Below are 21,571 nucleotides of genomic sequence, written 5' to 3'. Positions count from 1 at the left end.
CAATTCCAATACAAATAAGTCCATATATGAGAGTTAAATGTACAAAAACGATAACATCACCTATTTTTAGATTGATATAATCAAAACATAAAATATGAAATCCGGAAGTAATATTTTTAAAAGGAGATATCTATGTGTTCTTATATTTATGAGGCAATCGAACATGGAAACAACCGTCCTTTAAAAGTTTTTGTAACATCCATCGATCATTCCAAATTTCACTGGCACTATGATTATGAACTGATTCTTGTGTTAAAAGGTGAAGTCCTGATCAATACAAGTCCTGGACAGACGCTTTTGCGTGAAGGGGATATTTTTCTTCTGAATTCAAAAATGGTTCATGAGCTGCAGCGCATGGAGCAACCTAATATCTGTCTGTTTATTCAATTGAATCAGAATCTCTTTGTAGATATAAAAAATGTAAGCGGATCCTATTTTTTTTATTTGAACAGTGCACAAAAAGGCAAGGAACCAAAGAATGGTTTCGAGCATTATAAGGCCCTTGCATCAAGAATTGGCTTGGAATATCAGAAAGAAACGCCCAACATGTATCGTGTAAATTCTTATATTTATACATTATTGGCCGATTTTTTTGACTACCTTATCTATGATATACGCCAGACGTCATCCGTTATGAATCCGTTGGAGGATATCGAACTGCTGATGCAGGTAATAAATTATATTCAGGACAGATTTAAAGAAGAAGATGTTTTGGATACGCTGTACAGATCCTTTGGCATGGGTGAAAAAACGCTATATCGTTTTTTGAAAAAATATATTGGTCTGTCCCCCAAAGCACTTCTGATGGAAAATCGCATTCAGGCAGCAAAAGAAATGCTGCACTTTTCCAATAAAACGATTCCCTTCATCGCTGGAGAATGTGGTTTTAAAGCCGAGAACACCTTCTACAGGGTTTTCAAAAAGGAAGTCGGCGTTACGCCTAATGAATATCGGCAGAAGGACGTTTCAGAAAAATCAGATTCAGAAATCAAGGGATATCTGCAGTTTAAAATGGGTGAAGCAGTTTGTTTATTAAAAAAAATTGTGAAGGAGAAGAATGATTATGATGTGTGATAGAAATTATCGCCTTTCTTATACGGAAAAGGCACAAAAAATAGTTGATGCCTTATCATTAGAGGAAAAAATATCTCTAATGGGAGGAACCATGACGTTGGAGAATATGTTGAAAGAAATGGAGACAAATCCCGAGGGTCACTACAACCATATTCCTTATGGTGCAGGCGGATTGAAGGAATATAGTGTCCCGCCAATGCTGTTTTGTGATGGTCCCCGCGGTGTGGTCTGTGGAACTGGGAAAAGCACATGCTTTCCGGTTTCTATGCTTAGGGGCGCATCATTTGACGCAGAACTGGAACAAAAAATTGGTCAGGCTATAGGAAAAGAAGTAAAAGCTTATGGCGGAAATCTGTTTGCCGGTGTGTGCATTAATCTCCCGTACAATCCGGGATGGGGAAGGAGCCAGGAAGTGTACGGAGAAGAGTCCTTCCATCTTGGAGAAATGGGAAAAGCGCTGTTAACAGGCGTTCAGGAGGAAAATGTGATTGCCTGCGTGAAACATTATGCCTTTAACCAGATGGAGATCTCCCGCTTTAAAGTCAGTGTTGACTGCGATAAGAGGACAGAACGGGAAGTATTTTTACCGCATTTCAAAAAATGTGTCGATGCAGGTGCCGGAAGCATCATGAGCTCTTATAATCTTTATCAAGGTACTTATTGCGGCCATCATGATTATCTTTTAAATCAGGTCTTGAAAGACGAATGGGGATTTGACGGCTTTATCATGAGCGACTTCGGATGGGGCATCAGAGATACTGTGGAGGCGGCAAATGGCGGCCAGAACATGGAAATGTGCGGAACCGAATATTTCGGCGATAAGCTTGTAGAGGCAGTACGGAAAGGCATGGTACCGGAAAGTAAAATAGATGATTCAGCGCTCCGGATCATCCGCACCTTGTTGGCTTTCACTGAGACTGATGACAAACAATGCGATACAAGCATTCTGGGCAGCAAGGAGCATGTAGCACTTGCGCTGCAATCGGCCAGGGAGGGGATTACCCTGATTCAGAACCAGGATAAGACACTTCCTTTCGATAAGAATGCACTTAAGAAACTGGTTGTGCTTGGAAAACTGGGAAATAAGGAAAACATCGGAGACCACGGATCCAGCCAGGTTTTCCCTGCATATGTGGTAACTCCATTAAAGGGAATTGTAGACATCGCACCGAATGTGGAGGTTATCTACTACAGCGGCGAAAATCTGGAGCATTCCAAGGAGCTGGCTGCCGAGGCCGATGCAGTTGTGTTTGTTGTGGGATATAACCATGACGATGAAGGTGAATTTGTTTCTGAGGAACAGTCAGAAAATTATACCGGCTCCATGGGCGGAGACAGAAAATACTCCCTCGATCTGCACGAGGATGAAATACAGCTGTTACAAGAAGTCGGCCCTGTAAACAAAAATTCTGCTGCCGTTTTAATCGGAGGAAACATGATTATGATGGAGAAATGGAAAAATTCCGTCAAGGCCGTTCTTATGGCATATTATCCAGGTATGGAAGGTGGAACAGCCATCGCCGAAATTTTATTTGGCAATATCAATCCCAGCGGAAAACTACCTTATGTCATCCCCTATAAAGAGTCGGATCTTCCACAGGTTGATTGGGATACCACTTCTCAGCACTATGACTATTATCACGGATATGCAAAATTAGAAAAAGAAAATGTAAAACCTTCAGTTCCTTACGGATTCGGTCTTTCCTATACTCAGTTTGAACTGAGGGATGCCGTATTCAGCGCTGACGAAAACTATTTGAAAGCTTCCTGCCGGATAACAAATATAGGTGATCGCGAAGGGGACGAAGTCGTGCAGATGTATGTCGGGTTTGAAAATTCTTCCATCGATAGACCCGTGAAGTTGCTGCGTGGTTTCACAAGAGTCTCACTGCGGGCAGGGGAGTCCAAAAAGGTAGAGATAGGCTGTCCTTTGGAAGAATTGAAGTGGTATAATCCTGAAACTGAGATGTTTGAGTTCGAAAATATGGTGTATCCGATTTATATCGGCACAAGTTCTGACAATAGAGATTTGCTGTGCGGAAGCATAGACATGAGAATCGAGGAGGCAATTTCATATGGACCGTGAGGAATCGTTTAAAGAAAATTTGTCATACGATTTGGGTAAGACAGGACGCGGAGAGGTGTCCTTAAAAGAAAAACTGGCCTATGGTCTTGGCGATGCAGGATGCAATTTCGTATGGACTGTTGTAGCCTCATTTCTGACATTATATTACACCGATAACGTTGGCGTCAGTGCCGCCGTGATAGGAACAATTATGCTGTTGACAAGGCTGCTGGATGGTCTTTCCGATATCGCAATGGGAATAATCATAGACAGAACGAATACCCGGTGGGGAAAGGCAAGGCCCTGGATACTTCTTTCGGCTCCTTTCATGGCGATCGGGCTGATACTGCTGTTCAATGTTCCGGCCAATTTCTCAGAAACAGGGAAGATCGCATATATAAGCGTTACTTATGTGCTCCTGGCGGTCGTTATTTATACGGCCTGCAACCTATCCTATTCAACCCTGCTTTCCTTGATTACGCCAAAACAGGAAGAGCGAACATCCATGAGTTCCATAAGATTTATATTTACAATGGTAACTGTTCTGATTATTTCCGTAGGCACAATGCCCTTAGTAGAAAAAATCGGCTGGGGCGGAATGTCGGTTCTTTATGGCATAATCAGCATGCTTTTTCTCCTTATTACTTTTTCGGGAACAAAAGAACGTTTTGCCGCTGTAGAAACAGAAATCCAGAATAACCTGAGCGTACGGGAGTCATTAAAATATTTATTTAAAAATAAATATTTTATCTATACAGCAGTACTCTTTGTCCTTAATTATGCATCAAGCGGTGCTGCTATGGGAATTGCAATTTATTATGCAAAAGATGTACTGGGGAATATTGGGATTTTCGGTACCCTGACCATGGCGGGACTGTTTCCTATGATCTTAGGACTCTTTCTCTTTCCTAAATTCGCAAGCAGATTTGGAAAATGGAAATGCTTTGTTGTTGGCTATCTCCTGCAGGCAATCGGATATCTTATGATTTTTCTTATGCCGACAAACATTACCGTTGTTATTATCGGTCTCGTAATCAAAGGGATCGGAGCTGTTCCTCATACAGCAGGTATGTTTGCACTCGTAGCAGATGTTGTCGATTATGGCGAATGGAAATACGGTGTCCGAATAGATGGCCTAACCTACAGCGCAACAAGCTTTGGTATGAAGGTCGGTACCGGTATCGGCAGTGCCATTGTTGGCTGGGGATTGGCCTTCGGGAAATATGATGCAGCTGTTGCGGTACAAAGTGAAAGCGCTCTAGAAGTCATAAAAGCATTATACACCTATATTCCGCTGGCGATGATTGCTGTAGGACTTATCGTTCTTGCGATGTCGAATCTGGATAAGATCTATCCGACAATTATGAAAGATTTGGAAGAAAGAAGAAATAATCAGACTATCTAGATTTTTAAAAATGCTTATTTATTTGAAAATATGCTTGCAAAATGCCTGGAAAATCATCATAATATTAATTATAGAAATTTCAACGCGTATAATGGTTCAGCGTGAGATCACTTTTGTGATCTCACGCATTTTTTTTGCCTGAAATTTCGAAATAAAAGAAATGGGGAAACAAAAGATGGATTTTTACATGAAGTTACCAAGAAACAAGAAGGAGTTTGCGCTGTTTTTAGCAATCATATCAATCATTTCCGTAAATACTATTGCGCCGTTGATCACTTTTTTTGAAATGGGCTTCCGGATGGAAGTGTGGATGGATGTCTTGAAAGTGATTCCGCTGATTTGGTGCAGCGTCATCGCACTTGTCTTGATCACATACAAACCGGCTGAGTTGATGACCGGCAAGCTGGTCAAAGAAGGCGATAGCTTCAATGCGCATATCATTGTGAATATCCTGTGCACAGTTTTCTTGATGTCGATATTCATGACGGTAGTCGGCACATGGATCGGCAGCAGAAATGTCAGCATCGAACCGATCCGGACATTTTTCTACAAATGGCCGCGCAACTTTGTCATTTCGTTTGCGATAGAAGCCCTGGTTGCCCAACCGATTGCCAGAACGGTTTTATTCAAGCTGCATCAGATTAAGGATGCGAAAGGCAACAGTGAACTAGTAGCTTAACGGGATAGGGATGTCTGAATATAAGGGAAAGTATCTTCTTCGTGAAGGTGCTTTTTTTACTTGTATGCTGATGAATTGATTGAGCAGCACTGGTTGATTTGGAAGCTATCGTAGTAGGATTGCTTGGAAAGTTCAATCAATGACATCAAATGCAAGGGCTTAAGCATTTGATTACAGAAGTGGTAAAATGAATATATAAGAATCCACAGCTAAAATGAAGATTATAGTCAGCGACGAAATAATCATTCAAGTAGTTTATACAAAAGGGGAATTGCTATGGGGAAAAATCGGCTAGAAGCTTTCAGCGATGGTGTGTTGGCAATTATCATCACCATTATGGTCCTGGAATTGAAGATTCCGGAAGAGCCAGGGATAGAGTCACTTTTGTTGATACTTCCAACTTTTTTGAGCTACATACTTAGCTTTATCTACGTTGGGATATATTGGAACAATCACCATCATCTGTTGCATACACTTCAAAAGGTGACGGGTCCTGTTCTCTGGGCTAACCATCATCTGCTTTTTTGGTTGTCGCTGGTTCCTTTCGCATCTGGTTGGATGGGCGCAAATCCTGCTGCAACAGTGCCAGCAGCACTTTATGGTGTGGTGCTGCTGATGGCTTCGATTGCCTATAATGTGCTACAAAAACTGATCATCAATACTGAACAGGGCAATTCGACGCTCAAGCAAGCCATCGGTAATGACACAAAGGGGAAAATATCCATGCTGGCCTACCTGATCGCTTCCGGGTTAGCAATCATTCAACCTTGGATAGCCCAGGCACTGTACGTGATTTTGGCATTGCTCTGGTTGATCCCTGATAGGCGAATTGAGCGCATGTTGTACAGCACCGAAAAAGATGGAAAACCAAGAAAATAAATGATAGTTTCAATCATCAAGCTGGATGGTTCAGCAGCCGCATTGTTTGAGTGAACAACTGAATCCAAGTGCAACAAAAAAGGACGCAATGACAATCTGAAATTCTGACTGTCCTTGAGTCCTTATTCCATACTTACCTTTTTGTGCGTAATTTACAACCTCAAAATTCGTGCTAGACTGAGGATAAGAACAGCACAAATCATTCATGTAAAGGGGAAAAAAGTATGAACATAGCTATGAAAGCAGAAAACTTTATCGCAGTGAATTCCTTCATCAATAACATTGATTTTGACGGAACGGAAGTACTTCGGGTCACGAAAAATTCGAAAATCGAAGCTTTTGATGAGCCAACGTATGCCAAAGTGATTGGCAGCAACTTCAAGAACGGCACGATCGAAGTGAAAGTATTGAGCCGGCTTTTGCCTGACTCGCCTGAATTCGCCAGAGGCTTCCTTGGTGTTGCCTTCCGCATCGATGAAAACAACGAGCGTTTCGAATCGCTGTATATTCGCCCGACGAACGGCAGGAATGAAAGCCAATTGAGAAGGAACCGATCCACACAATATTTCTCATACCCGGATTATAAATTCGACCGTTTCAGAGCCGAAAGCCCAGGCGAGTATGAATCATACGCCGACATGGGGCTGGACGAATGGATCGATCTGAAAGTCAAAGTGGATGGCGAACATGCCGAACTTTACGTGAACAATTCGAAATATCCTGTGTTGGTGGTCAATGACCTGAAACACGGTCCGGCTACGGAAGGTGCCATCGGACTTTGGGTTGAAGAAGGCACGGAAGGCTTCTTCAAGGACTTGAACATTATTCAGAACTGAGGGATTTCATTAAGGGAGGACTTCCTATGTTGGGCGCAATCATCGGGGACATCGTCGGCTCCCGTTTCGAGTGGCATAATTACAAGGAGAAGCATTTTGAACTGTTCACGGAAGATTGCCGGATGACGGATGACAGCATCATGACGCTAGCTGTCGCCAAGGCGCTGATGGAAACGGAGAAGGCACTGGCATTCGCGGGTGAGGGGCGGGAACGAGGCGCAGACTATTATGTCTTGCTGGAGAAGCTGAGCATCCAGTATATGCAAGCGTTCGGGCGCCGCTACCCAGATTGCGGTTTCAGCCGTGCGTTCTTCCAATGGATAGTCAGCGATGATCCTCAGCCATACAACAGCTTCGGCAACGGTGCGGCCATGCGGATCAGTCCGGTTGCGTATATCGGCAGAACGGAAAAGGAGATACAGCGCCTGTCCGAAACGGTAACGGGTGTATCGCACAACCATGAAGAAGGCCTGAAGGGTGCGGAAGCAACGGTAATAGCCATCTACATGGCGCGTTCAGGTTCACCCAAAGACGAGATCAGAAAAAGGATTGGGGAAAACTACTATCATCTGGACTTCACATTGGATGGAATCAGGGACTCCTACCGCTTCACAACGGATTGCCAAGCGACGGTTCCTCAAGCGATAGTGGCCTTCCTGGAATCCACTTCGTTCGAGGATGCCATCCGCAATGCGGTTTCGATTGGCGGGGACAGCGATACTTTGGCCGCCATCGCTGGTGCGATCGCGGAAGCCTATTATGGCATTCCTGAACAGATCAAAGAACGAGCATTGAGCTATTTCGATGCGGAACTGCTCTTGGTATATGAGGAATGGGTTCGGTTTATAAAAACCAGAAATCAATAACAAAAAGGAAAGCCTACGGATCAATAGCGGAAGCTGATGCAACCGAAGAAAAACTGCCAGATGCAGCATTCTATCTTTCAGAAGAATAAGGAGGAAACTATCATGAAAATGCAGTTTTGGTCCAAAATAAAAGCCGGACAATGGGCAGCGGGTTTGACTTTGACATTCATCGTGCTGATGGCCATCAAAATGACGGCCTTGGGAGCAACCATCAGATTACCATTGCCGACACCTGTTCTTGCAGTGCTGGGAGTGGTCGGGTTCATTCTGGGGCTGATAGCAATCATCAAACATAAGGACAGAGCCTTGCTGACGTTGTTGTCCATTCCGGTTGGACTTGTGATCATTTTATGGACACTCGCAGAAATTGCTTTTCCACACTGAAGCATGGTTATCCAAAAATCCTATCGAGTAAAGACGTCTGTGGTCAGGACGTCTTTTTTATTTGCCATTTGTAGTGCCTTGTGAGGGGGATTTATACGGTATTCGCTAGCGGGAGGTATGTTATAATGAGGGCGAAAACAGCGGTTACAAAAATAGGATACGCGCTTCGAACTATGTACAGTCTGCTGAATCGGGGAATGAGGAGTAGTTTATGGAATCAATAAATGAATACATAAAGGAATATGCTGCGCAGCTAAGAAAAGGACAGATTCAGAAAGCTTATAAAGGAATCCTGACATTTATGTCAGAACTTCGCTCCTATATGGGAAGCAGGTATCCAGATTATATTGCAGGTAGTTTGTATTTTGGCTACATGGATATGACGTACTTTGCTTTCACACCTGTGGATTTGAAAAATAAGAAGCTGAAAATTGCCGTAGTTTATTTGCATGAAAAAGGCGTGTTCGAAGTTTGGTTGGCTGGGAATAACAGAAAAATTCAGGCTGAGTATATCGCGTTGATGAGCAGTGAAAATATTGGTAAATATAAATTATCACAGGTTATTCCGGGAGTTGATTCCATTATAGAATCAATTCTGGTTGAAAAGCCGGATTTTGACCATCCTGAGGAACTCAAGAAGCAGATTGAAAAGAAGACGATGGAATTTATAAAGGATATTATTTCTATACTGGATGAACCTCAAGGAGTATTATAAGCGGCTGTAAGGATAGGAGCAGAACGGTGTAATTTCTGTTCAGTTTCGTTTAGCCGATTCAGATAAGGGAGGAATAATGAAATGCCAAGTCCATTAGATTTCAAAAAGGAATATAAGAATCTTTATCAGCCCAAGACTGTCCCTGTGATCGTCGATGTGCCGAAAATGAAATTCATCATGGTTGACGGCAAGGGGAACCCCAATGATGAATCGGGGGAATATGCAAAAGCAATCGAAATGCTTTACGGGCTGTCCTACACCATCAAAATGAGCAGCAAAAGCGGCAATGCCCCGGCGGATTTCTTCGAATATGTCGTTCCGCCATTGGAGGGCCTCTGGTGGACGGAGCTTGATCGCTCCTTTGACACGAGCCAAAAGGACAAATTGATCTGGACAGCGATGATTCGGCAGCCGGAATTTGTCACTGATGAAGTATTCCGATGGGCCGTTGAGGGATTGAAGAAAAAGAAACCGGAGCTTGATCTCACCAAGGCAAGGTTGGCGGAGTTCACAGAAGGGCTTTGCGTTCAGATGATGCATCTGGGTCCCTACGATACGGAAGCAGTGACAGTCAAGGCTATCGACGATTTTGCTGCGGCCAATGGATACGTCAATGCCATTTCGGAAGTAAGTCCGGACGGTACAATCCGCAGGCATCATGAAATTTACCTGAACGATCCACGCAAAGTAGCTCCGGAAAAGATGAAGACGGTCGTCCGCCATCCGATCAGGAAATAAAAATAGAAAATGTGGAAATGTAATTTTCAAAAATAAAACGCTTCCCTTGAAGTGCACTCCAAGGTGTATACTTCTGTTTGTGATGCGAGTGGCGCCATTTTGATTCGCTAAAAGGCGCAATGATCAAAATAAACAGCTTCGGAAAGGAAGGAAACAATATGACAACATGGTTGATTACAGGATGTTCCAGCGGCATCGGCAGAGGAATCGCAAAAGCAGTTTTAAAAAACGGGGATAACGCGGTCATCACTGCGAGAAACGTCGCCACGCTGACGGATATCATCGGAAATTATCCCGACACTGCTATTGCAGTGCCTTTGGATATCACAAATAAAGAAAGTATCGCGGGTGCCGTGAAAGCGGCAGCGGATAATTTTGGCGGGGTGGACATCCTCGTGAACAACGCAGGCTACGGCTATCGTTCTTCCGTTGAAGAAGGCGAAGAAGGCAGCGTAAATCTGCTGTTCGACACCAATTTCTTCGGCCCAATTGTATTGATCAAGCAAGTCTTGCCTTACATGCGTGCACAGAAAAACGGCGCCATCATCAATGTTTCCTCGATCGCAGCTACCCGGTCAGGCGTCGGATCCGGTTATTATGCCGCATCCAAGGCCGCTTTGGAATTGATGACGGACGGCTTGATGAAGGAAGTCGCACCGTTGGGAATCAAAGTGATGACCGTGGAACCAGGCGCCTTCCGGACCAAATTCTACGACACTTCCCTGAAAGGTACGCAGAAGCAGATCGAAGATTATGCCGATACCGCTTGGAAAACCCGAAAAGAGAACATTGTAGACAACCAAGACCAGCCCGGTGATCCGGACAAGGCGGGCGAAGTCATCTACGAAACTATGAAAAAAGAAAACCTTCCGAAACGGTTGTTGCTTGGTTCTGATGCAGTGAAAATCGTGTCCGCCGAGATGAAAGAAAGATTGCAGGAAATCGAGGACTGGAGCGCCATCAGTAAACAGACTGACTACTGATTGGTTGCGATGGTTGCGTAAAATATAAACGATATAACTGGACAAAACGATGAAGGATTGTGGATGAAGTGGGTGACGCCTCATTCACAGTCTTTTTTTGTTTTCGTGCGAGCAAAAGTGTGCACGAAAAAAGGTATTTTCTTACGGAGTGGTATAATGAATTTGAAGAAAATCGTTTTCGCGATAACGCGGAGTAATCTTTCCGGTCTAGCGGGAACGCCTATACGCGCTACGTCGACATTTCCGTCCTGGTTAAAGCACAGACACCATCATCTATCAGGAAACACTGATCAGTTCGGCTCCATTTACTATCAGCTGGAAGGAATCATCAGACTATGGCTATGTCCCTGAATACCAGATGCTGGAAAAGTAAAAAATGTCTAGTTCTATATGACGCAATCGTCCCTCTTTTGTGACAGTGCTTTTGACTCAAGTCCACTGTCAGTACAACATTCAATCACTTCAACGTTCATGAACCATATTTTATGTCTAAGAGGAGTGATATTTCATGTCAGAAAAAATCACTAGTTCAAAACAGCCTCATAATCAGGATAGCGCACCAGCAAAAACTTTTTCAGAAGAACTATTGGAGTTAGCAGAATTGGAGACGAATTCCGTTTTGAAGCGGCTTGAAACGCAACTAACTGGTTTGAGTGAAGCTGATGCTGCATTGCGGCTGCAGCAGTATGGTTTAAACGAGTTGGCAAAAGAAAAGCCTCAATCGGTTCTCATGCATTTAATCAATAATCTAAAGAATCCCTTGGTGATATTACTGGTTTCACTTGCTGTGCTCTCATACCTTACGGGAGATCTGCGGGCAACAGTGGTCATTTCAGTAATGATAGTGCTGGGAATTGTATTGCGTTTCTTCCAGGAAATGCGCGCTGATAATGCAGCGGCAGCACTTAAAGCGATGGTCGTCAACAAGGCAACGGTTGTTCGCGATGGGAAAGAACAAGAGATATCGCTCAAGTTGCTGGTGCCAGGAGATATCATAACCATCGCTGCGGGGGACATGATCCCGGCGGATGTGCGCATAATCTCTGCAAAAGATCTATTTCTCGATCAGGCGGCACTTACAGGAGAAGCCATGCCTATTGAGAAAAAATCTATTGCAGCCTCAAAAGATATGGATAATCCGCTTGAAATTGCAAATCTCTGCTTTTTAGGGTCGAATGTAGTCAGCGGAACAGGGATGGCGGTAGCTGTCCATACAGGAGAAAAGACCTATTTTGGGGCACTTTCAACCAGCCTTGTGGAGCAGCGCGAATTAACAAGTTTTGATAAAGGGATCAACGGGATCACCTGGATGATGATCCGCTTTATAGGAATTATGGTGCCCGTGGTATTCATTGTAAATGGGATCAGTAAACACAATTGGCTGGAGGCTTTTCTTTTTGCAATGGCTGTCGCAGTAGGCTTGACTCCGGAAATGCTGCCTATGATCGTATCGGTCAACCTTTCCAAGGGCGCGCTGATGATGTCCCGCAAGAAGGTCATCGTAAAGCGTCTGAACGCCATTCAAAATTTTGGGGCCATGGACGTGTTGTGCACAGATAAGACCGGCACCCTCACAGAGGGGAAAATCGGTTTGGAAAAGCATCTCGATGTACGCGGAGAAGAAAGCGAAAAAGTGCTGCATTACGGATACCTGAACAGCTACCACCATACAGGATTGAAGAACATCACCGATGAAGCGATCCTGAAACATGGCGATTTGGAAGGAACCCTGCAGGCAAACGTGAAGTACCATAAAATTGATGAAATCCCTTTTGATTTCACCCGCAAACGCATGTCGGTCATTGTAGAGGATGAAACCGGTATGAATACAATGATTTGCAAGGGTGCTGTAGAAGAAATCATGGCGTGTTGCAGCAGTGTGGAAATTGAGGGGAAAGTTTTGCCCATGCTGCCTGAATATACGGACAGCACAAAGAAAATCGTGGATGATCTCAACGCCCAAGGCTTCCGAGTCATAGCCCTGTCATACAAGGAAATGCCGGGAGCATCGGATGAGCCGGTTTACGCGGTTAAAGACGAGTCGGAGCTTATCCTGCTGGGGTATTTATCTTTTCTTGATCCGCCTAAAGAGTCTGCTACGGGGGCATTGAAGCAATTAGCAGATCTGAGTGTAGACGTGAAGATTCTGACAGGTGATGGTGAGGCTATAACCACCTATATCTGCAAGGAAGTTGGGCTTGCGGTTGATAATGTTCTTCTTGGTTCGCAAATCGAGGCTATGAGCGAGGAGGAACTGGCGAAAGCTGTTAATACGATAAACATATTTGCCAAGCTATCTCCAAATCAAAAAGAACATATTATCCGCGCTCTTCAAAGCAATGGCCATGTAGTCGGGTTTATGGGTGACGGCATCAACGATGCGCCTGCTTTGAGAGCTGCTGACGTAGGCATCTCCGTAGACAGTGCTGTGGATATTGCCAAAGAATCCTCGGATATCATTCTGTTGCAAAACAATCTACTGGTTTTGTCTCAGGGGGTAATGGAAGGACGTCGCGTATTCGGAAATATCATAAAGTATATCAAGATGGCAGCCAGTTCTAACTTTGGGAATATGTTCAGCGTTGTGGGCGCAAGTGCTTTTCTGCCATTCCTTCCCATGTTGCCGATACAGGTTTTGACCAATAATTTATTGTACGACTTTTCGCAAACAACCATCCCTACCGATGAGGTCGATTCAGACTGGGTGAAGAAGCCGCGTCAATGGAAAATCAGTGGAATCGAGAAGTTTATCTTGGTCATAGGCCCGATAAGTTCGATATTCGATTATCTGACATTTTTCATTATGCTCAATGTGTTCAACGCTTGGAATAATCCCGCTTTGTTCCATACCGGTTGGTTTGTGGAATCCATTTTCACACAGACGCTGATCATCCATGTTATCCGGACGAACAAAATTCCTTTTATCCAAAGCCGCGCAAGCTGGCCGCTGATTATTTCCTCAGTCGCCATTGTTGCTGTAGCCGCCTGGCTTACCATATCGCCTTTCGCGGAAACGCTTGGTTTTGTCGCTCTGCCTTCGTTTTACTGGCTGCTACTTACCGTCATGATGGTGGGCTATGTATTTCTCACCCAACTGGTTAAAACCTGGTTTATCCGTAAATTCGGCGATTGATCAGTTAAAATCAGAATTTTAAGATGCTATGAGGAAGCTCGCGACTTGACTCGTGAATAGTTTCGCTGGATGCATCGGGAATATCAGTGATTCAATCGTGGGATGAATTGGCGCAATAGGAAAAAATAGTATTAGCTAAGCGTAAACAACTTTGTGTGTTTGGCTTTATTAGAAACCTGCTATCCCGCAAAAGTTGTTACTGGGTCGGTAACGCCTTTTCGTGAAAAATGAATAAGGTGTCAAAACTGGTTTTGATAATGCATACGCCTACTACTAATAAAGAGCCTTTGGTGGCCGAAAAGGCTGACATGTCCAAAGAATTGATAAATTTAAAAAATGCCCTGCTGCATACAAAACTGCAGTGGGACGTTTTTTTCGAAAATACTTCAAAGTGTCACCCCTTGCAAAAGGAAGTAACTTGTAATAAAATATATGCATGTGCATGCATTGTGAGTGATCCGAGCGTTATGTTTGGATATTTCCGGCAGGCTCGGTAAAATGATAAAAACGACCCAAGAGGAGAGAAAAATATGTCAACAATGAACAGTAAGCTGACTTTCAAACGCGGCCTTGAGCTGAAGAACCGCATCATGATGGCGCCGATGACGACGAAGATGAGTTTCTATGACGGTGTCGTGACATCCGACGAAATCAATTATTATGCGCTTCGTTCCGGCGAAATCGGCGCGATTATCACAGGCGCAGCGAATGTGCAGAACGATGGCAAAGGCTGGGAAGGCGAATTGAGCGTCGCTTCCGATGTGTTCATACCGGGTTTGAGCAAATTGGCTGCAGCCATCAAGAAAAACGGCACAAAAGCCATCCTGCAGATTTTCCATGGTGGCCGCATGACGGATTCAAGCGTCTTGCGGGGCGTTCAGCCAGTGGCTCCGAGTGCGGTTGCCGCTGAAAGACCGAATGCCGAAACGCCGAGAGCATTGGCCGGTGACGAAGTACTGGACTTGATCGAAAACTTCAAAGCTGCGACCCGTCGCGCAATCGAAGCCGGTTTTGATGGTGTGGAACTCCACGGTGCCAATACTTATCTGTTGCAACAATTCTTCTCGCCGCACTCCAACCGCAGAGACGACGAATGGGGTGGCACGCTGGAAAAACGGTTCAGTTTCATCGACAAATTGGTGGATGAAGTGACAGCAACCGTGGATGAATCAGGCGCCGAAAACTTTATCGTCGGTTACCGCTTTTCCCCTGAGGAATACGAAAATCCTGGCATCCGCTTTACAGATACATTGTTCCTTGTGGACCAATTGGCCGATAAAGGCTTGGATTATCTGCATATTTCCTTGAGAGATAGCCAGCTGGTTTCCGTTTCTGAGGATCATAAAGAGAAAAGTATGATGGCGTACATCCATGAGCAAATCAACGGACGCGTGCCGTTGGTCGGCGTCGGCGACGTCCGCACAAGCGAAGATGCAGAGCATGTATTGGAACATTCGGAGCTTGTTGCCGTTGGCCGTGCGTTGCTGATCGATCCGCATTGGGGCGCGAAAGCCCTCGATCAAAAGGATGAGCTGATTCGCCAAGCAATATCCAAATATGACCGCGAAGAACTGTTCCTGGCGAACGGAGTGTGGGGCTTCATGGAATTCATGATGCCGGATCGTTTGGGGAAATAAACGTAAGAATGTTAATCGGCAGTCTTGTTTATACTTACGGATGATTATAATCAGCATAAGGGACCGTATGCACTACCTGAAAAGGTGAGTCTGTACGGTCTTTTTATTTTGTTATGAATAAATTGGCTCCTGTATATATTTAGTGGAAACTTAAGTATTATCCACACCTACTTGCTATAGAAACTGGAAATGAGGATATTGACAAGGTAAGTGGTTTAATGTAGGTTATGAATATAAGTATAAATATCGAAAGGGATTGACAAAAATGGAAGATGAACCTGGGGAAACGCCGAGTATCAAATATGTTGCAAGTTTATTTGTAATGCCTAAACGTAATCAAATAAAATTTAATACGTCATTTAACTATTGTAGACCATGATACAGCCTATTTATGCTGTTTTTGTAGTCTGTTTTTTTTTCTGGAAATACTGGACTAGTCGTCAAGAACCTAATACTTTAAGCAAAAACGTACTTGAATATAATCTGATAGATTGGAGACAACATGGAATCTCAGTACAATAAAAAGAAACGCTTTATCATAAATACCATTTATTTTTTTCTGATTGCCCTCATTGCGTATGTCTTTTTCAACTATGCAATTAATTTGATAAGTCCTTTTATCTTTGCATTTTTGATTGCATACTTGCTTAAAAGGCCAACCAAATCACTAGCGGTAATGTTAAAAATATCTCCGAAAATAGTGTCGGTTGTTCTCGTCTTACTTTTTTTCAGTACAATCGGACTGCTCTTTTCGTTGATTGGCGTAAAATTAATAGCTGTCGTTACAGCACTCATTTCAGGGCTTCCGATGATATATGACACGCAACTGGAGCCATATCTCATAAACACTTTTGACGGTATAGAACAAGCTATTTATCGCTTGGACCCGGCCCTTGTAGATGTTCTGAACGAAGGATTTGACCAATTTGTCAATTCACTAGGCGAGGATGTCAAAAATATCTCTTTGTCACTTGTGGGTTCTTTATCAAGCATAGCGTCATCATTACCAGAATTTTTGCTGAAAATAGTGTTGATGATTATTTCGACTTTCTTCATTGCAATGGATTACGACGCTTTAGAAAAATTCATATCAAGGCAGTTCTCAAACAGAAATAATGAAGTTATTCATAAGATTAAACAATACCTATTCCACACGCTTTTTGTGGTGGTCCGTTCATACCTGTTAATTATGGGTATTACTTTTATCGAACTTTCCATAGGATTTTCTGTCATTGGGATCCCAAATGCAATATTGATTGCCTTCATAATTGCGATATTCGATATATTGCCCGTATTGGGTACGGGTGGCATAATGATTCCATGGACACTCATCACTTTTATCCAAGGAAATTATCAAGTGTCAATCGGAATAATGGTTGTTTATATAATAGTGACGATTGTAAGGAATGTTCTGGAACCGAAAATTGTTGGCGGACAATTGGGGCTGCACCCTGTTGTGACACTAATGAGTATGTTTGTAGGAGTTAACTTAATAGGCGTTATTGGATTGTTCGGATTCCCTATTACATTATCCTTGCTGAAGCATCTAAATGATACTGGAACGATAAAGCTATTCAAATGATGAATTAATGCTCAATTATTTACAAAATAGTTAAATTATAGAAGACCATACGGATCACGCTTTAGTCGGGCGAGTGATCTGTATGGTCTTTTTTGCGTTGTATCAAGTAGAGCCGCACGCGATTCCGGGGCTGGTGATATGTTATAATGAGGGCGAAAAAGAGCGGTTACAAATGCGCTATATAGTCGATTGTCTTCCTTTGTCATAAGTTTTTTCAGTCCGAGGAGGGACTTCAGATGATCAAAAATACCCAACGCCGATGCACGTTTTTCTTCATCGTGACCCTGTTGCTGTTTATCTTTTCGGGTTGCGGTTCATCGAGCGACGAAGCAGCCTCATCTTCTGATCCGGAAGCGATCAGGGAGAGCCAAATCAGCGAACTGGAAAGCAGCGATCTGATCGGGAATGTGGATGCCTATGCGGCTATCCAAGGCATTTTTGCGGAAGGGCTGGTGCCTACTTCAGCCAAAGTGTTCATCATCGAAAACGATGAATCCGTTGAGGAAGGCACAGGAGAAAAATACGTGTATTCTCCGCACTATCTCGATTTGCCGGAGGAACTGCAGGCCAACTCGGATGCCGAGATGAACGTGCTGGTGAAGTTGCGAAGCTATTATATGGAGACGGGAACCTACTCAAATGAAGGGATTGCCTACACGCGCTATGTCCAAATTACCATCCTGGACAGGGCAGCCGGCACCATTATCCATGAGGAAACAATGATCGGATCGGCGCCGTTCAGCATCAGCGAAGATCAATCAGCCGGTTATGGCTATGTCCCCGAATACCAAGTGCTGGAGAAAATTCTGGCGTATTTTGGCTATGCAGATGAATGAAGACCGTCTTCACGATTCGGGTCATTTCTGAGTATAGGAAAAATAAACTCAACGCGCTGTCCTCAAGAAAGGTGAAGGGAATTATGAGTAATAACAAAGATGGCTGTTCTTGCAGTGGTGAGTGCTGCCCACAAAAGCAAGCAAAAAAGAAAATTGACATCGATTTCTTGTATCTGGATTTAAATACATGCAAAAGGTGTCAGGGGGCTGAAAGTAATTTGGAGCAGGCAATAAATGAAGTTTCGGCGGTTTTGAAATCCGCTGGCCATGATGTGAGTGTAAATAAAGTAAATATTTCATCGCCCGAGGTGGCAATCGAATATGAATTTCTCAGCTCGCCAACAATAAGGATCAACGGTAACGATATTGCTTTGGATGTTACGGAAACCTTATGTAAGGATTGCGGGGATATTTGCGGGGATTCTGTAGATTGCAGGTCCTGGGTTTATGAAGGTGTGGAACATCCCGAACCACCAAAAGCAATGATCGTGAATGCAATTCTGAAAGAAGTCTATGGAGGGCATTCAGAATCTCCAAAATCCAAAAAGGAGTATATGCTGCCGGATAATCTAAGAGCGTTCTTCACTGGGATTACGGCAAAGAAAGAGGAATGAGAAAAGCAGAGAACTATGCCAAAAGTTACCATAAGTTGGGAGGAGAATTATGATGAAGGTAGTTCCAGAAAGTAGCGCGGGGAAATGGGCGGTAGGATTGACGTCGGCTAGTATTGTGTCGCTGGTGATATTTTTTCTTTTCGAAACGATGGGTTTCATATTATTAGTTACCATTCTCCTGGAGTTGGCTGCTATAGTCCTCAGCATAAAGGCACTCCGAAAGGAACGAACAATCTTGGTTTACTGTGCATTGATCTTTGGCGTTGTGGTCATCTTATTTTTGCTGACACACAGTCTTTTCATTCAAGACTGATCGTATTCTAGATGCAACTCGGAAAATATTGAGGTGCTGACTGTGAAAATTATTGGGTTGATACTGTATTTTTCCTTTTATATTAGCTTCTACATCAAAATGTTTGTGCAAAGCAGACACGGCATAAAGACTATCCAAATCGGAAGTGGCGATAAACCTCAAAAAACAATTTTCATTGAAGTTGGCCTGGTAATCACGCTAGTGCTGACAGCATTGGCCCAATTCCTGACTATTTTATTCAACGAAAAACTGCCTGTCATCATACAGCATGATTCTGTCAGATACTTTGGGGTTGCTCTTTCCGTTGCGGGGATCATAACATTGATTGTAGCCATGGCAACGTTGGGCGACAGTTGGAGAGGCGGCATTGATTACAATCAGAAGACTGGATTGATAATGACGGGTGTATATAAGTACAGCAGAAATCCAGGCTTTGTCGGATTTGATTTGTTCTTTATCGGAATGGCGTTGTTGTTTTCCAATCTGTTCAATATCATCTTTTCCTGCATGCTGTTATTCCTCCTTCATCTTCAAATATTGGAAGAGGAGAAGTTCCTATCCAAAGCATTTGGAAAAGAATATACAGATTATCAGAAGAAAACGAGAAGATACTTTTGAAGAGGCGGTATTCCGATAAAATGGTCATGTCAGGCAGCAATACGTTCTATTTGATTGCCTCCCCGGAAGCGGAATAGCATGACAATGAGTACCGCTTGAATTGAGTACGGATTCAGTGTGTTCACATTTTGTCCGCAAGACTGTTGGATTATGGACAAAATGTAGGCGCTTAATCATGATATAATGGATCGGAAGTATATTTCTAGGAGGTCTGTGTTTATGAAAGATGAAAATTGCGCCTATTGCATGGAAGGCGAAATGGTATTGGCATTCGGTTACCCTTGCTGTGAATTGCCTTACAGCAAAGTCTACGTTTTTAAAGAACAAAGCCATAAAGGCCGTGTGATCGTTGCCTACAAAGACCACGTGAGCGAATTGGTGAACATCACGGATGAAGAGCGCAACGGCTACTTCGCGGACATCGCCAAAGTTGCGAATGCGCTGCACAAAGCCTTCAGCCCTGAAAAGGTCAACTACGGTGCTTACGGCGATACCGGCAAACACCTGCACTTCCATTTGGTGCCAAAATACAAAGATGACGCATTCGAATGGGGTTCGACTTTCGACATGAACCCAGGCCGCGTTACCCTGACGGACGATGCGTACGAAGCATTGGCTGAACAAATCCGCACAAACATGTAAGAGAGCGTGATGATTCCTAAATAAAAAAAGCTGATTCCGAAAAACGGAATCGGCTTTTTTGCGCATCTATTTAGTGAGGGGTACTAAACAAGGTGCTTCTTCTTTTCACACCCGAATCTTCAAAATAGGTGGATTGGATGCGATGTTCTATAATAAGTATGACAATAAACGCGAAGAAATGTGGGGGAAACGGATGATACTGGAAGAAAGAATCAAGCAATTGAACGATAAGAACATAGTGGTGGAGCGACCATACGTCGTCTACTGGATGCAGAGTTCACAGCGGGCGGAGTACAACCATGCCCTGGAATATGCGATCCGTCGGGCTAATCGGCTTGAGAAGCAGCTTGTCGTCTATTTCGGGATCACGGACGGCTTTCCGGAAGCCAATGAACGCCACTATGCGTTCATGCTCGAAGGACTGAAGGAAACGAAAGCCGCACTGGAGCAGCGCGGCATTCAACTGCTGATCCGGAAAATATCGCCGGAAAAAGGGGCGTTGGAGCTTTCTGAACTGGCTGCCTTGTTGGTGGTTGACCGCGGTTATCTCCGGATCGAGCGGCAATGGCGGGCTTCTTTAGCCGAGGGGGCGGAATGTGCCGTCGTCCAGGTCGAAAGCAACGTCGTCGTTCCGGTCGAACTGGCTTCCCCAAAAGAAGAGTATTCCGCCGCGACCTTGCGCTCCAAACTGAAAAAAATCCTACCACAGTGTTTGGCACCACTGGAAGAGACAGTCTGCAACCATCCATCCGTCGCAGCGGAACTTCTGTTCGAGGCGTATGAGGTTTCGGATACCGAAATGGCCTTGGCTGGGTTGGCTATCGACCGCAGTGTCCCGCGCGTTTCCGACTATATAGGCGGAACTAGCGAAGCCAAACGCTGGCTGGAGGATTTCATCGAAAATAAATTGGCCGGATACAGCGAACGGAAGAACCGCCCTGGCGAGTCCTTCACCTCCAATCTGAGTCCTTATCTCCATTTCGGCCAGATTTCGCCACTCTATGTTTACCGCAGGCTGATGGGAATGGATAGCGAAAGCCAGCAAAGTTTCCTCGAGGAGCTTGTCGTCAGAAGGGAATTGGCCGTCAATTTTGTTTACTACAATGAACAGTACGATTCCTTCGCAGCTGTTCCGGATTGGGCCAAAAAGACGTTGGCCAAGCACTTGGCGGATGAGCGCGAATATTTGTATTCTTTAGAGGAATTGGAAGAGGCCAAGACCCACGACGACTATTGGAACGCCGCGCAGCTGGAGATGAATCTGACCGGAAAAATGCACGGGTACATGCGGATGTATTGGGCCAAAAAAATTCTGGAGTGGAGCAGCACGCCGGAGGAAGCCTATCACAAAGCCATTTATCTGAACAACAAGTATCTGTTGGACGGCCGCGATCCGAACGGTTTCGCCGGGGTGAGCTGGTGCTTCGGCAAACACGACCGGCCATGGGGGGAACGGGCCATCTTCGGGAATGTCCGTTTCATGAACGATAAAGGTCTGAAGCGCAAGTTCGACATGCAGCTGTATATGGATCAGGTTGCGGAACGGTCACGGAAATAGAAGGAGGCGGAATG

The 21,571-nt window shown here is 44.2% G+C and carries 20 protein-coding genes; all 20 read left to right on the top strand.

Annotated features, from left to right (window positions below; genetic code table 11):
- Nucleotides 1–132 precede the first annotated feature (132 nt).
- Complete coding sequence (locus WBM30_RS08700; protein WP_424900348.1) at nucleotides 133–1,074, top strand: AraC family transcriptional regulator; 942 nt, start codon at nucleotides 133–135, stop codon at nucleotides 1,072–1,074.
- Nucleotides 1,064–3,160, top strand: coding sequence for a beta-glucosidase family protein (locus WBM30_RS08695; protein WP_424900347.1), 2,097 nt, complete (start codon nucleotides 1,064–1,066; stop codon nucleotides 3,158–3,160). Before WBM30_RS08700 ends, WBM30_RS08695 begins: the two co-directional genes overlap by 11 nt.
- Entirely contained in the window at nucleotides 3,150–4,544 is a 1,395-nt protein-coding gene (locus WBM30_RS08690; protein ID WP_424900346.1) for an MFS transporter, read from the top strand. Before WBM30_RS08695 ends, WBM30_RS08690 begins: the two co-directional genes overlap by 11 nt.
- 187 nt (nucleotides 4,545–4,731) lie before the next feature.
- A complete protein-coding gene (locus WBM30_RS08685) occupies nucleotides 4,732–5,223 on the top strand; it encodes a hypothetical protein (protein ID WP_424900345.1) in 492 nt (163 codons plus the stop codon).
- Nucleotides 5,224–5,499: 276 nt separating this feature from the next.
- Nucleotides 5,500–6,102 carry a TMEM175 family protein gene (locus WBM30_RS08680; protein ID WP_424900344.1) on the top strand — a complete coding sequence of 201 codons (603 nt, stop codon included), beginning with the start codon at nucleotides 5,500–5,502 and terminating at the stop codon, nucleotides 6,100–6,102.
- A gap of 224 nt (nucleotides 6,103–6,326) precedes the next feature.
- Nucleotides 6,327–6,938: a hypothetical protein gene (locus tag WBM30_RS08675; RefSeq protein ID WP_424900343.1), complete on the top strand. Its 612-nt coding sequence runs from the start codon at nucleotides 6,327–6,329 to the stop codon at nucleotides 6,936–6,938.
- Between the two features lie 26 nt (nucleotides 6,939–6,964).
- Nucleotides 6,965–7,804 (top strand): ADP-ribosylglycohydrolase family protein, encoded by an 840-nt coding sequence (locus tag WBM30_RS08670; protein WP_424900342.1) that lies wholly within the window; start codon nucleotides 6,965–6,967, stop codon nucleotides 7,802–7,804.
- A gap of 102 nt (nucleotides 7,805–7,906) precedes the next feature.
- Entirely contained in the window at nucleotides 7,907–8,188 is a 282-nt protein-coding gene (locus tag WBM30_RS08665) for a hypothetical protein (protein ID WP_424900341.1), read from the top strand.
- A 211-nt stretch (nucleotides 8,189–8,399) separates the two neighbouring features.
- A complete protein-coding gene (locus WBM30_RS08660) occupies nucleotides 8,400–8,903 on the top strand; it encodes a DUF7000 family protein (protein WP_424900340.1) in 504 nt (167 codons plus the stop codon).
- 81 nt (nucleotides 8,904–8,984) lie between these two features.
- Nucleotides 8,985–9,641, top strand: coding sequence for a GyrI-like domain-containing protein (locus WBM30_RS08655; protein WP_424900339.1), 657 nt, complete (start codon nucleotides 8,985–8,987; stop codon nucleotides 9,639–9,641).
- A gap of 158 nt (nucleotides 9,642–9,799) precedes the next feature.
- Entirely contained in the window at nucleotides 9,800–10,624 is an 825-nt protein-coding gene (locus tag WBM30_RS08650; RefSeq protein ID WP_424900338.1) for an oxidoreductase, read from the top strand.
- 508 nt (nucleotides 10,625–11,132) lie between these two features.
- Nucleotides 11,133–13,757, top strand: coding sequence for a magnesium-translocating P-type ATPase (gene mgtA / locus WBM30_RS08645; protein ID WP_424900337.1), 2,625 nt, complete (start codon nucleotides 11,133–11,135; stop codon nucleotides 13,755–13,757).
- 530 nt (nucleotides 13,758–14,287) lie between these two features.
- Nucleotides 14,288–15,394 (top strand): NADH-dependent flavin oxidoreductase, encoded by a 1,107-nt coding sequence (locus tag WBM30_RS08640; RefSeq protein ID WP_424900336.1) that lies wholly within the window; start codon nucleotides 14,288–14,290, stop codon nucleotides 15,392–15,394.
- Between the two features lie 502 nt (nucleotides 15,395–15,896).
- Nucleotides 15,897–16,976, top strand: a complete 1,080-nt coding sequence (gene ytvI, locus WBM30_RS08635; protein WP_424900335.1) for a sporulation integral membrane protein YtvI — start codon at nucleotides 15,897–15,899, stop codon at nucleotides 16,974–16,976.
- Between the two features lie 236 nt (nucleotides 16,977–17,212).
- Nucleotides 17,213–17,812, top strand: a complete 600-nt coding sequence (locus tag WBM30_RS08630) for a hypothetical protein (protein WP_424900334.1) — start codon at nucleotides 17,213–17,215, stop codon at nucleotides 17,810–17,812.
- 83 nt (nucleotides 17,813–17,895) lie between these two features.
- Nucleotides 17,896–18,426 carry a DUF2703 domain-containing protein gene (locus WBM30_RS08625; RefSeq protein ID WP_424900333.1) on the top strand — a complete coding sequence of 177 codons (531 nt, stop codon included), beginning with the start codon at nucleotides 17,896–17,898 and terminating at the stop codon, nucleotides 18,424–18,426.
- A gap of 49 nt (nucleotides 18,427–18,475) precedes the next feature.
- Nucleotides 18,476–18,739 (top strand): hypothetical protein, encoded by a 264-nt coding sequence (locus WBM30_RS08620; protein WP_424900332.1) that lies wholly within the window; start codon nucleotides 18,476–18,478, stop codon nucleotides 18,737–18,739.
- Between the two features lie 42 nt (nucleotides 18,740–18,781).
- Nucleotides 18,782–19,357 carry a methyltransferase family protein gene (locus tag WBM30_RS08615; protein WP_424900331.1) on the top strand — a complete coding sequence of 192 codons (576 nt, stop codon included), beginning with the start codon at nucleotides 18,782–18,784 and terminating at the stop codon, nucleotides 19,355–19,357.
- 219 nt (nucleotides 19,358–19,576) lie between these two features.
- Nucleotides 19,577–19,999, top strand: a complete 423-nt coding sequence (locus WBM30_RS08610) for an HIT family protein (protein WP_424900330.1) — start codon at nucleotides 19,577–19,579, stop codon at nucleotides 19,997–19,999.
- Nucleotides 20,000–20,141: 142 nt separating this feature from the next.
- The gene (locus tag WBM30_RS08605) at nucleotides 20,142–21,557 is read left to right on the top strand and encodes a deoxyribodipyrimidine photo-lyase (protein ID WP_424900329.1); all 1,416 of its coding nucleotides are present in this window, start codon (nucleotides 20,142–20,144) and stop codon (nucleotides 21,555–21,557) included.
- The last annotated feature ends 14 nt before the right edge of the window (nucleotides 21,558–21,571 follow it).

The organism is Trichococcus sp. (assembly GCF_049684335.1).
Classification (GTDB): Bacteria; Bacillota; Bacilli; order Lactobacillales; family Aerococcaceae; genus Trichococcus.
Note: the sequence above shows the minus strand (reverse complement) of the source record. Positions and strands in the feature narration are given on the sequence as shown.